10 protein-coding genes are annotated in these 12,246 nt (G+C 72.2%); 3 read left to right on the top strand and 7 right to left on the bottom strand.

The window, feature by feature from the left end; all coding sequences use genetic code 11:
- The first annotated feature begins 37 nt into the window (after nt 1-37).
- Nucleotides 38-1,228: a glycosyltransferase gene (locus ACWCXX_RS05955; protein ID WP_451124933.1), complete on the top strand. Its 1,191-nt coding sequence runs from the start codon at nt 38-40 to the stop codon at nt 1,226-1,228.
- On the opposite strand, the gene ACWCXX_RS05950 is transcribed toward ACWCXX_RS05955, so the two are convergent.
- From ACWCXX_RS05950 to gmd, 4 genes are all read right to left on the bottom strand, one after another.
- Nucleotides 1,200-2,027, bottom strand: coding sequence for a glycosyltransferase family 2 protein (locus ACWCXX_RS05950; protein WP_451124742.1), 828 nt, complete (start codon nt 2,025-2,027; stop codon nt 1,200-1,202). The two genes, ACWCXX_RS05955 and ACWCXX_RS05950, sit on opposite strands and share 29 nt — an antisense overlap.
- Complete coding sequence (locus ACWCXX_RS05945) at nt 2,024-2,719, bottom strand: hypothetical protein (RefSeq protein WP_451124740.1); 696 nt, start codon at nt 2,717-2,719, stop codon at nt 2,024-2,026. The genes ACWCXX_RS05950 and ACWCXX_RS05945 overlap by 4 nt, the downstream gene beginning before the upstream one ends.
- A complete protein-coding gene (locus ACWCXX_RS05940; RefSeq protein WP_451124738.1) occupies nt 2,716-4,977 on the bottom strand; it encodes a LamG-like jellyroll fold domain-containing protein in 2,262 nt (753 codons plus the stop codon). The genes ACWCXX_RS05945 and ACWCXX_RS05940 overlap by 4 nt, the downstream gene beginning before the upstream one ends.
- Nucleotides 4,978-5,275: 298 nt before the next feature.
- Nucleotides 5,276-6,289 (bottom strand): GDP-mannose 4,6-dehydratase, encoded by a 1,014-nt coding sequence (gene gmd, locus ACWCXX_RS05935; protein WP_451124736.1) that lies wholly within the window; start codon nt 6,287-6,289, stop codon nt 5,276-5,278.
- A 129-nt stretch (nt 6,290-6,418) separates the two neighbouring features.
- On the opposite strand from gmd, the gene ACWCXX_RS05930 reads away from it, so the two are divergent.
- Complete coding sequence (locus ACWCXX_RS05930; RefSeq protein ID WP_451124734.1) at nt 6,419-7,408, top strand: GDP-L-fucose synthase family protein; 990 nt, start codon at nt 6,419-6,421, stop codon at nt 7,406-7,408.
- A gap of 81 nt (nt 7,409-7,489) precedes the next feature.
- Here ACWCXX_RS05930 and ACWCXX_RS05925 read toward each other — a convergent pair whose 3' ends face one another.
- The 3 genes from ACWCXX_RS05925 to ACWCXX_RS05915 all read right to left on the bottom strand — a co-directional run bounded on the left by ACWCXX_RS05925 (nt 7,490) and on the right by ACWCXX_RS05915 (nt 11,575).
- Entirely contained in the window at nt 7,490-9,025 is a 1,536-nt protein-coding gene (locus ACWCXX_RS05925; RefSeq protein ID WP_451124732.1) for a sugar transferase, read from the bottom strand.
- 655 nt (nt 9,026-9,680) lie between these two features.
- Nucleotides 9,681-10,676, bottom strand: a complete 996-nt coding sequence (locus ACWCXX_RS05920) for an MASE1 domain-containing protein (RefSeq protein WP_451124730.1) — start codon at nt 10,674-10,676, stop codon at nt 9,681-9,683.
- A 68-nt stretch (nt 10,677-10,744) separates the two neighbouring features.
- Nucleotides 10,745-11,575, bottom strand: coding sequence for a PP2C family protein-serine/threonine phosphatase (locus ACWCXX_RS05915; RefSeq protein ID WP_451124728.1), 831 nt, complete (start codon nt 11,573-11,575; stop codon nt 10,745-10,747).
- 256 nt (nt 11,576-11,831) lie between these two features.
- On the opposite strand from ACWCXX_RS05915, the gene ACWCXX_RS05910 reads away from it, so the two are divergent.
- Nucleotides 11,832-12,131 (top strand): DUF1876 domain-containing protein, encoded by a 300-nt coding sequence (locus ACWCXX_RS05910; protein ID WP_451124726.1) that lies wholly within the window; start codon nt 11,832-11,834, stop codon nt 12,129-12,131.
- Nucleotides 12,132-12,246: the final 115 nt, after the last annotated feature.

Here is a 12,246-nt window from a genome sequence, read left to right as displayed (position 1 = left end):
TAGTCTGGCAGGGTCGGCCGAGGGCGAGGGGACCCTGGTGAAGATCCTGCACGTCGTCACGCTCCACACCCCGGACCATGCCTTCGGCGGCCCGACGCGAGTGGCGCTCAACCTGTCGAAGGCGCAGCGGGCCGCGGGCGACGACGCCCGGGTCATGGCTCTGGGCGACGGCTTCGACGGCCCGTTGCCGCGCGAGGTCGAGGGGGTGCCGGTCCACCTCTTCCGGGCCCGCCACCTGCTTCCCGTGTTCGAGGTCAGCGGCGTCACCTCCGGGGCGCTCCTGCTCGCCGCCCGCCGCATGATGCGCGGCGCCGACCTCGTCCATGTGCACCTGATGCGCGACCTGGTGACCCTGCCCGCCGCACTGCTCGCCCTGGCCACCCGCACCCCGCTGGTCGTCCAGACCCACGGCATGGTGGACCCCACCGAGAACCGGGTCGCCCGGCTGACCGACCTCCTCGGGGTGCGCACGGTGCTGCGCCGCGCCGACGCCGTACTGCACCTGACCGAGACGGAACGCCTCGACGTGAACGCCGTCGCCGCACCGGTGCCGCTGACCCGCACCGTCCGGCTGGTCAACGGGGTGCGCCCGCAGGAACGCAAGCCCGCCCGGGAGCCGGGCCGGCCGCCGACGGTGCTCTTCCTGGCCCGCATCCAGGAGCGCAAGCGCCCGGAGGACTTCGTCGCCGCGATGCCCGCGGTCCTGGCCCGCCACCCGGACGCCCGGTTCGTCCTGGCCGGCCCCGACACCGGCGCACTGCGCGGCACCCTCGAACTCGCCCGCCGGCTGGGGGTGTCGGACTCGCTCGACCACGTGGGACCGCTCGGCCACGAGGCGGTCCTGGCAGCGGGACGCCAGGCCGATGTGTACGTACTGCCGTCGATCGAGGAACCCCTGGGCGTGTCCGTCCTCGAAGCGATGTCCGTCGGCACCCCCGTGGTCATCACCCGCACCTGCGGGCTCGCCCCCGACGTGGCGCGGGCGGGAGCGGGCCGGGTGATCGACAGCCGGGTGGGCGAGGACGAGAAGAACGCGCGGAAGGTCGCCGACGCCGTGCTGGAACTCCTCGAACCCGGGGCCAACGACCGGGCGGGCGGGGCGGCCTGGGCCCTCGTCAACGAGGACTTCACCATCGAGGCCGTGACCGACACCCTCCGGCGGACCTACGAGAACGTGGTCCACCGGAGGAAACGCAGCGTCAAACCACCCTTCCCTCACGGGACTTGAGACCGATCTGCCAACGGTAGAAGCTCATCGCCAGGGCGAAGTCGAACCCCGCCCGCCCGTCGAGGAATCCCCGCCGGTACACATACATGTACGCGAACGACACCAGGGGCTTGAACGGAGCCTTGTGGAACAGCTGCCCCTGGCGCGACTTCACCCTCCGCACCTGCTCCTTCACCTCGGGATGGTGCTCCAGCCACGCCTCCCAGTCGGAGTAGCGGTTGTGCCGCTCGAACCAGGCGGTGACCGGGTCGAGGTCCTGGTGCTCGATCGGATTGCGCAGTGTGCCGACCGACTCGGCGACGGGCTGGTAGTGGCCCTCGACCTCGCCGATGCCCGGCGCGTCGAGGTCCCCCACCTCCGGGTACCGGCAGCGGGTCCGGTCGGTCAGCGACCGTTTGCGGATGGTGTAGCCGTGCCGCAGCCGCTTCCCGGAGAACCAGTAGCCGAGCGGTATGTCGTACGCGGCGGGCCCGGGGGCGCCGGGGTCGGCGAAGACCTGCCGCAGTTCGGCCAGCAGCGCGGGGCCGATCCGCTCGTCCCCGTCGAGCAGCAGGATCCAGTCCAGGTCCGTGCGGACATGGTCCAGGCACCACTGCTTCTTGCGCGGATGCCCGCCGTCCCAGGTGTACGTGACCACCTCGGCCCCGCACTCCTCAGCGATCTTCGCCGTGTCGTCCGTGCTGTGCGAGTCGACGACGACGACCGCCTCGAAGTGGCCGAGCACCGACTTCACCGCCTCGGCGATGTTGAGCCCCTCGTTCTTCGTGGGGATCACCACGGCTATCGGCAGTCTGTTCATCGAGGGTCTCCTTCGGGCAGCCAGGCGTAGCAGCCTGTCGAGGTGAAGACGCGGGCCGAGGCGGGCACGGTGATCCGGGGCCGTTCCCCGGCGGTGGCGGAGCCCGAGGCCAGGTTCTTGCCGTCCGCGCCGGTGATCCGCCAGTTGCAGCTCCCGGTGGGGGAGGCGCCCCGGTAGCGGCCGGGCCGGACCTTCCCGCCCTCGTACGTGCCGTCCGCGTAGCCCCGGGCGGCCTCCCGCACCAGGTCCCGGTGCCGGGTGCAGAGGTGTTCCACGGCGGGTACCGCGTCGGGGATCTCGCCCGTCACGATCGCGCCGACCGCCACGTCCCGGTCGGCCTTCACCAGGTAGCCCAGCCTGTCGCAGGTCTCCTGACCGGTCTGGAGCACGGCCGCCGGGTCCATGCCCCGGGGCACCCGGCCGGTCAGGTACTTCTTCTGCTTCCCGGTGAAGGAGCCGGTGGCCGGGGTGAGTTCGTCGGTGGGCAGCTTCGGCGGTTCGCTCGTCCGCGGGGCCGAGGGGGCACCGGACACGGTGGTGCCGGGACCGGACGACGGGGCCACGAGCGGCGCCCGGGTCGCCACGGGCCCGGCGGCCCCGTCCGCCTCCCGGCCGGGGGAGGAGGACGAGCCGCAGGCGGCCAGCGCCGCCGCGAGTACGACGACGGCGCCGGCCCGGAACGGATGCCTCATCCACCCGTCCTCAGCGCGTAATGGGCACTGACCTGCGCACTGCTCAGCGCGGTCGGGTAGACGGCGGTCTCGTCGATCTGCCCGGCGAAGAAGTTGCTCGTCGGCCTGCTCGGCCAGCCCTTCAGGTTGTCCCCGCCGACCCGCCAGTAGCCGTCGTACTTCTCGTTGCCGGTGTACAGGGCGGACGAGGCGCGGAGCTTCCCGTCCACGTACAGCGCCATGCCGCCGGGGCCCTGCGTGGCGACCACGTGGTGCCAGGCGCCGTTGTTGTAGGCGGAGGGCGTGGTGACGGTCCGCAGGCTGCCGCTCTTCACCCCGAAGACCAGCCGGCCGTCGTCGCGCATGTACACGTGCTTGTCGTACCGGGTGCTGTTCTGCATGGTCAGATTGGAGAAGCCGATGATCCTTCCCCCCTTGGCGGTCGTCGTCCTGATCCAGGTCTCCATCGAGAATCTGGCCGGCTGCGGGTGGCGCCTGTTGCTGTACGCGTACTGGTTCGAGCCGTTGAAGCCGATCGCGGTCGAGGGGCCCGCGACGGCGGCCGGGGTCTGGCGGTGGGCGGGGGAGTTGCGCAGGAATCCGTTGTCCAGCCCCTTGCCGGTGTCACCGGCGAAGGTCGAGGAGGCCTCGTCGTACCGCCAGTAGAGCGAGGCGCCGTCGGCCAGCACCTTGGCGGGGTACTTCTCGGCCGCGGACGTCACGGTGGCGGACACGGCGGCCGACTTGGCGCTGGTGTTGGTGCCGTCGCTCGCGGTGATCCGGTACGAGTGGGTCTCGCCGGCGGCCACGGCCGTGTCGGTCCACCGCAGCTGCGGCCGGTCCCAGAACAGCGAGTACCCCGTCGTGGTGTGCACCGGGGTGCTCGCCCCGTCCTTGTAGATCCGGTAGGTGAGTTCCCCGTCGTCGGTGTCGAAGCTCGCCTGCCAGTTGACCTCCACCCTGCCCGGGGCGACCGTGGACAGACTGACGTTGGGCACCCACGGGGCCCCGGTGTCGGGACCGTCGGCGAACCGGGTCAGACCCTGCTGGGCGGAGCCGTTGACGGTGGTGAACTCGCCGCCGACCCACAGGTAGTGGTGGCCGCCCTTGTCGGCCTGTGCCATCACCCGGGGCCCGACCGGCTCCCCGATCCCGTCGTTGGTGTCCGGGAACCAGGGCAGCAGCTTCGGGTCGTCGACGGACTGGGCCAGCAGATGCTTGCGCGGCTGGTTGGGGAACTCGCCCATGCTGGCGCAGTCGTGTGCGTGACTCCCGCTGTACAGCACGCCCTTGTGCACCAGGACGGCCTGGGTGGCGCCCAGACAGGTGTCCCGCCAGCGCTGCGCGAAGTTGCTGAGGTCCAGTGCGATCCGGCCGTCGAACACACCGCCCCCGGTGCCCTCGTTGGCGGTGTAGAAGCCGGTGGCGTCCGTGGTGAGGTCCTGCACCGTCGAGGTGTTGGGAATGAAACCGGCCGGGTAGCTCTTCGCCACGGCCCCGCTCGTGGCGTTCACCACCGCCAGCGCGTGCGAAGTGGTGCCGTTGACGGTGAAGAAGTCGCCGCCGAGCAGGACGTGCTTGCGGTCGGGCGTCAGCTCCACGGCCCGGCCCACCTCGTCCGCGTCGGCCTTCCACGGCTTCAGCGCGCCCGCCGTGGTGACTGCGGCGAACTTCTTCCGGGTCTGCCCCGCGACGCTGTTGAAGTCACCGCCCAGATAGACGGTGTCGGCGGTGACGGCGAGGGCCCTGACCGTCGCGGACACGGCGACCTTGAAGTTCTGGCGCGGGGTGCAGGTCGCGGTGTCGATCGCGGCGATGTTGCTCACCCCGACGCCGTTCACCGACCCGAACCGCCCGCCGGCGTAGAGGGTCTTCTGGTCCGGCGAGAGCGCCAGGGCACGCACGGTCGCCGTCCCCGACGAGAGGGTGAACGACAGGCTGCACCCGGTCGGCGCGCCCGTCGCGGCGTCGAACGCGGCGAAGTTCACCGCGGGTTGCTCCGAGGTGCCGGGCGCGGCGGCCGGCGGCCGGACCGTGGAGAAGGTGCCGCCGGTGTAGACGACCCCGGCGTCCGAGGCGGCCATCGACCAGACGATGCCGTTGGTCTGCCAGGTGGTGAGGTCGTCCGCGGTCAGGGACACCGGCGGGGTGAGGGCCGCGGCGGGGCCGCCCCCGGACGTGGCGGCGGTCAGCGCTCCGGCGAGCAGACAGAGGGCCGCGGCCGCCGCACGCGTCCGGCCCCCTTCGAAGGGTCTGCGCCCTGTGGTCGGTTTCATCATTCGACTCCGAAGGTGAGAACGGATCGCGGCCCGGGGGCCGCGCTTGCCGCCCGTCCCCGCCGGGGGCGAGGACGGGCCCTCCCGCTTCCGACGAGGGCGGGCACATGGCCGGAGCGGACCGCCCCGGCCCCTGCGGGCGCGCAGACCGTCACCGGGGCTCCGGTGACGGCGGACGCGTCCGTGACGGTTCCCGGCGCCGCCCGGCAGGACGGCGGCCGGGCGCCGCGGTGGTGCGCCGGCCCGGCCCCCGGGCCGACGGCCGGGGTGCGGGGGCGGGCGCCGGACGCGCCGGGGCCCCTCACCGGTCCACCCGCACGGCGGCCCCGGCGAGCTGGTCGGACAGCTGGCGGATGTCCGCCTCGACCATGATCCTGGCGAGCTCCCGCGAGCGCACGGCCGGTTTCCAGCCGAGCAGTTCCTCGGCCTTCGTGGCGTCCCCGATCAGCGCGTCGACCTCGCTGGGACGCTCGTACTTGGCGTCGTAGCGGACGTGTTCGCGCCAGTCCAGGCCCGCGTGCGCGAAGGCGTACTCCAGGAACTGCCGAACGCTCACACCCTCGCCGGTGGCCACCACGTAGTCGTCCGGCTCGTCGCACTGGAGCATCCGCCACATCGCGTCGACGTACTCGGGGGCGTAGCCCCAGTCGCGCACGGCGTCGAGATTGCCCAGATGGAGGTGGGTCTGCAGACCCGCCTTGATCCTGGCCACCCCGCGGGTGATCTTCCGGGTCACGAAGGTCTCGCCGCGCCGCGGGGACTCGTGGTTGAAGAGGATCCCGTTCACCGCGTACATCCCGTACGCCTCACGGTAGTTGACCGTCGCCCAGTACGAGTAGACCTTCGCGACACTGTACGGGCTGCGCGGATGGAACGGGGTCTTCTCGTTCTGCGGCGGCGGGGTGGCGCCGAACATCTCCGACGACGACGCCTGGTAGATCCGGGTGTCGATGCCGCTCGCGCGGACCGCCTCCAGCAGCCGGATGGTGCCGAGCCCGGTGATGTCACCCGTGTACAGCGGTGCGTCGAACGAGACGCGGACGTGCGACTGCGCGCCCAGGTTGTAGACCTCGTCCGGCCGGATGTCGCGCAGCAGATTCACCAGCGCGACCCCGTCGGCGAGGTCGGCGTGGTGCAGGACGAACGAGCGGTTCTCCTCCTCCGGGCCCTGGTAGATGTGGTCTATGCGCTCGGTGTTGAAGCTCGACGAGCGGCGTATCAGCCCATGGACCGTGTACCCCTTGTCGAGCAGCAGCTCGGACAGATACGAACCGTCCTGTCCGGTCACGCCGGTGATGAGCGCGGTCTTCGCCACGTCCTCCCCCTTCTGTGGTCGGCTGAGAGGCTGTTGTTCCCCGCCGGAAATTTCTCACCGAAACATCGGATTCGGGCGATCTGCGGCACAACGTCACCGCCGACCGCGGCTGCTGGCAGAATCCGCGCCATGACGACCGATCTCCCCGGCTCTCCCCAGGAATCCGTCCACCACCCCCTCCTCCTGCGCTCCGGTGCCCGTGTGTTCGTCGCGGGGCACCGGGGTCTGGTCGGTTCGGCGATGGTGCGCCGCCTCACCGCCGAGGGGTACGAGGTCATCACCCGCGACCGCGACCGCCTCGATCTGCGCGACGCCGCGCGGACCGGGGCCTTCCTGCGCGAGGCCCGTCCGGACGCCGTGGTGCTGGCCGCTGCCAGGGTCGGCGGGATCATGGCCAACAGCACATATCCCGTGCAGTTCCTGGAGGACAATCTGCACATCCAGCTGAGCGTCGTGTCCGGGGCGCACGCGGCCGGTGTCGAGCGGTTGCTCCTCCTCGGCTCGTCCTGCATCTACCCCCGGCTCGCCCCTCAGCCGATCCCCGAAAGCGCCCTGCTCACCGGTCCGTTGGAGCCGACCAACGAGGCGTATGCGCTGGCCAAGATCGCCGGGATCGTGCAGATCCGGTCCTACCGCCGACAGTACGGCGCCTCGTACATCAGCGCCATGCCCACCAACCTCTACGGTCCGGGCGACAACTTCGACCCGGATACCTCGCACGTCCTGCCCGCCCTGATCCGCCGCTTCCACGAGGCGCGCCTGGAGGGTTCGCCCGAGGTCACGCTCTGGGGGTCCGGAAACCCCCGCCGCGAATTCCTGCACGTGGACGACCTGGCCGCCGCGTGCCTTCTGCTGCTGGAGCGCTACGACGGCGAGGAACCGGTCAACATCGGCTGCGGCGAGGACCTGACGATCAATGAACTTGCCACTGTCATACGAGAAGTGACTGATTATCGGGGAAGCATCGGGTGGGACGTGACGAAGCCCGACGGCACCCCGCGCAAGCTGCTGGACGTCTCCCGGCTCACCGCGCTCGGATTCGCGCCGCGGATCGGGCTGCGCGACGGCATCGCCGGTACCTACGCGTGGTGGTTGGAGCAGCGGGCCGCACGGGGCTGAGCCAGCCGGGCGGCACCCCCCGTACGCCGCGCCCGCCCGGTGGTTTCGTCGTCCCGCACCCCGCATCGACGGCCGCCGCCCTCAGTACGCCCCGCGGCCGTCGGCGACGGCGCGCAGCGTACGGGCCATGAGTCCCATGTCCGTGGCCACCGACCAGTTGTCGACGTACCACAGATCGAGCGAGACCGTCTCCTGCCAGGACAGGTCCGAACGGCCGCTGACCTGCCACAGGCCGGTCAGTCCGGGTTTCACCGCGAGCCGCCGCAGCTCGCGCTCGTCGTAGCGGGACACCTCTTCCGGGAGCGGGGGCCGCGGGCCGACCAGCGACATGTCGCCGCGCAACACATTGAGCAGCTGCGGCAGTTCGTCCAGGGAGGTCCGGCGCAGCAGGCGTCCGATCCGGGTCACCCGGGGGTCGCGGCGCATCTTGAACATCGGGCCGTCGGTCTCGTTCGCCGTGACGAGTCGCGCCTTGTGGCGTTCGGCGTCCACCACCATGGTCCGGAACTTCCACATCGTGAACGGCCGGTTGTGCCGACCGTGCCGGGTCTGACGGTGGAGGACCGGTCCGTCGGAGGCGAGTCGCACCGCCGCCCCGATCAGGAGCAGCAGGGGCGCCAGGACCAGCAGGCCGAGGGCGGCACCGACCCGGTCCACGACGGCCTTGAGGGCCGGCTGCGGCCCCCGGCGCAGGGGCGGTGCGACGTGCAGCAGGGTGAGTCCGGCCGCGGCCACTGGCCGTACCCGGCCGGCCGCGACGCCCGAGAGCACCGAGAGCACGGACAGCGGGAGCCCGCCGTCGTGCAGACCCCAGAAGAGCCGGCGCAGCCGTTCCTCGGAGAGCTGCGGCCCCGGCACCACCAGGGCCAGGTCGGCGTCCTGGGCGAAGGCCCCGCCCAGCACCGTGGACACGTCGTCGTCGGCCGGTGCCGGTGCGAGCCTGCCGGGGACCGGCACCCCGCACTCCAGCGGCGCGGTGCCCACCGGTATCGCGGCCACGACCGAGTACGAATGGCCCGCGCGGGACGCGAGCGAGCGGACGACCCGGTCCACCCCGGCGGCCTCGCCGACGACCAACACCCGCCGTACGGACCGCTGTTGGCGCCCCGGCCACGGCAGTCGCCGCGCCGCCTGTGCCGCGACGCTCGCCGACAGGCCGGGCAGCAGGGCCACGACGGCCGTTCCGGGGTCGGTCGAACCGCCGGTCGCGGTGCGCAGCACGGCGAGCGCGCCTATGAGCAGCAGCCAGTCCCCGGCCGTGCCGGACATCTTCGGCGGCCGTTCCGCGTACCGGCCGCGCGCGGCCCGTACGACGGCCCACACCAGCGTGGCCGCGACGGCGGCGAACACGCTCCGCGGCTGCCCGTCGCTCCGCAGGACGAACCATGCCGGAACTCCGAGTCCCAGCAGTTCGGCGCCGACGACGACCGGCAGGAGCCGGACCGTCCTTTGCTTCGTCGCGGTCGGCACGGCAGGGTCACGCGTTACGGCCGGAGCCCTCCACAGTTCGTCGAGTTCGTTGCCACGAGGCCGATTTGGAACGGATCGCGGGCGTGGTGCCCCAGCCAGTCCCACGAGTCCTGACCTGTCCGAATCGGGTAGCTCGACATGCCCCATGAACCCCCCAGTCACAGTTGCATCGCCACAAACGGGGCGCATCCGTCGATCCCGTGGACCGACGGATGCGCCCTCGCTCGGTGCACGATATCCACAGACGTGCCATTTCGCTGGAGTTCTCGTGAAGTTCAGACATGCGCACTGACTCGGGTCTCGTCCCGTTCCGGGCTGGATCCTGTGTTCTGTGGGTGAGTGTTCGCATTTGGGGGGCACCTGAATCGGGTTGTGTGCGGACATGTACGCCATCGACTGCATGGTCTGTCCACCAGGTTCGTCCGCGACGGGACGGTGCCGGGAGACCTTCCCCGGCCAACAAACGAATGAGAGGCTGCGAGGTGACGCCCTGGGGGAGAACGGGGCCGGAATCTCACGTTCGGGGTGCGGTGGCGGTATATGCCGCGGCTCTTCCGCGGCCGTGGGAGGGGTGGTGGCCCGACGGGCGGGGCCGTCGGGAGGAGGCGACGGCGACGGCCGATGGCCGGATCGTTTCGCCGCGCGCGATCGGGCCGGTGGGATCGGGGTCGGTGCGATCGGGGCGGTGTCATCGGGCCCGCACGGCGACGCCCCGGGCACGGCGACGCCCCGGACGCGAGACGCGGTCGCGCACGGGGCGTGCGGGCGTGGGGCGTGCGGGCGTGGGGCGAGCCGCGGAGGGTCAGTGCTTGTCGAGCCTGTCCCCGGACCGGGGCGGCCAGGCGGCCGTGCCCCGCCCCGGCGCCAGATGGTCGACCACCTCGGCCAGTTCCTCGCAGGCCCGTTCGATCCTGCGCCGGATGTTGTTCTGCTCGGTCACGACCGCCGCGAGCAGAAGCGCGGTCAGGGCCACGGAGCCGTTGAGGACGGTGAGATCGACCATCACGTGCAGGATGGTCCGGTCCTCGAACGGCCCCACTCCCTCCGTGCCCGCCACCACGGCCAGGACCGACACCAGAAGGGCGCAGGGCGCGCTGCCCGCCAGCTGGAAGCGCAGGGCCGCCCAGATGAGCAGCGGAAACACCAGATAGATCAGCGACAGCGAGCTCCTGGTCGCCAACAGTGCCACCGCCACGGAGGCGACCAGCAGCGCACCCGCCTCGACCCACCGGTCGGTGACCCGCGGCATGCGCGCCCTGCGCAGCACGAGCAGCAGGGGAGTGACCACCAGTACGCCCATCGCGTCCCCCGACCACCACGCCGCCCAGACCGGCCAGAACCCGCTCAGGGGCAGCTTGTCGTCCAGCACCAGCATGCCCGTGCCCACGGTCGCACTGATGACCATTCCGCCCAGCGCGCCGAGGAAGACGAGCACGACACCGTCGCGCAGCCGGTCCAGCTCCCTGCGGAAACCGGCCCTGCGCAGTATGAGGTACGAGCAGACGGGGGCCAGGGTGTTGCCTGCCACGACGACGAAGGTGGAGGGCGTGACCGAGCCGCTGAGCGTGGCGACCACGAGGAGCGAGCCCAGTGCGATGCCGGGCCAGGCCCCCGGACCCAGGCAGAGCAGGGCGCCCAGCGCGATGCCGGTCGGCGGCCACAGCGGGGTGACGACCGCGCCGTGGACGGACACCTCCTGGATCAGGCCGAGCCCTCCGGCCACGCAGTAGGCAGCGGCGACGGCCAGGGTACGCAGTACGGCCACGGCCGCACGTCCGGTTCTCTCGCTGCGGATCACACATCTCATCAGACACCGCCCGGACGGGTGGCGGCCGTGTGACACGCTCGGCGAGGCGGGTCCGGGTCTCACTCCCGGCCGGGCACGGCCCCGTGACGGACCACGAGAACGGCGGCGTCGTCCTGGTGCCCGGTCTGCTCCGCCGCGCCCAGGACCGCGTCGGCCAGCTCCCCGGCGTCGGCGCGCACCCGTGAGAGCACCAGCCGGGCCACCGCGTCCAGCCCCTGATCGATCGGGAACGAAGGGCCCTCCACCACCCCGTCCGTGAGCAGCACGAACGCCCCGGCGTCCGCCAGCCGCCGCCGGGTGACCGGATAGCGCTCGCCCGGCTGGATGCCCAGGGGCAGACCGCCCTCGTCGCTGGTGACGCCGGAGCGCCCGTCGGCCGTGGCCCACACCGCGGCGACGTGCCCGGCACGGGCGCTGTGCAGCTCCCGCGACTTCGGGTCGAGGCGGACGAACGTGCAGGTCGCGAAGAGACCGGAGTCCACCGAGACGAGCAGGTCGTTGGTGCGGCCCACGATCTCGCCGGGGTCGGCCGCGGTGGCGGCTATGGCCCGCATGGCGACACGGATCTGGCCCATGAACGCGGCCGCCTCGACGTCGTGGCCCTGCACGTCCCCGATGGCGAACGCCAGCGCGCCGTCCGGCAGCACGAATCCGTCGTACCAGTCGCCGCCGATGTCCAGCCCGCTGCGGGCCGGGGTGTACCGGGCGGCGGTCTGGAGCCCCGGCCGGGCGGGCAGCGAGGCGGGGAGCATCTCCCGCTGGAGGGCCTCCGCCAGTTCCACCCGGGCCTGGTGCAGCTCCACCTCGCGGCGCGCCCGGGACGTCAGCTGCTGCAGCGTGGTGAGCAGCTCCTGGGCGCTGGCCGAGCGGGGAGGACGACGCCGGTTCATGGCAGCTCCCCCTGCATTCGTCCGCGGGCTGCGGCACGGGACCTGCCGCCGGGGCTTTCGGGGCATCGCCGGACCCGCGCCGTCGGCCGGCCGTCGCCCGTCTCCGGCGGATTTCGGTTCCCTGCATCCTACGGTGGCGGTGTGATCCGCGCAGGACGAGCGGGAACGGGCGAACGCACCGGGACGGGTGGATGCTGGTGACAGGACCGTGTCGAGGCGGTGCACCGGACCGGGCGCGGTCGCAGGGAGGTGCGCGATGACCCGCACGCTGGAGTGGCAGCTCCGTCTCGGGCTGACCGAGGACGACGGGACGACCAGGGCCGAGGCCGTGCTGGACACCGGCTCCATGAAGCTCACCGGACACGGGGTCGCCCGCTGCAACCCGCAGGACGTGGACGTGCCCGCCATCGGTGACGAACTCGCGGCGAGCCGTGCCATGAAGGACGTCGCCGCCCAGCTGATGAAGGCCGCCGACAAGGACCTGGAGACCGTCGGGGCCGGGCCCGTGAGCGGCCCCGTCTCCCCGCCGTACGCATGGTCCGACACCACGGGCTGAGCCCGGGGAGCACCCGGGCCCGGACGCCCGGCGACGGTGCGCGGCGCGGTTGCCCCCCGTCCGCCGCGGAGGGGCACGGCCGTACCGGCCGGGAACGGCCGACGGCGGTGGGAGG

The sequence above is a fragment of the Streptomyces sp. NPDC001732 genome (assembly GCF_053596315.1).
The sequence above is the reverse complement of the archived record's forward strand: the minus strand, read 5'-3'. Positions and strand labels throughout refer to the sequence as shown.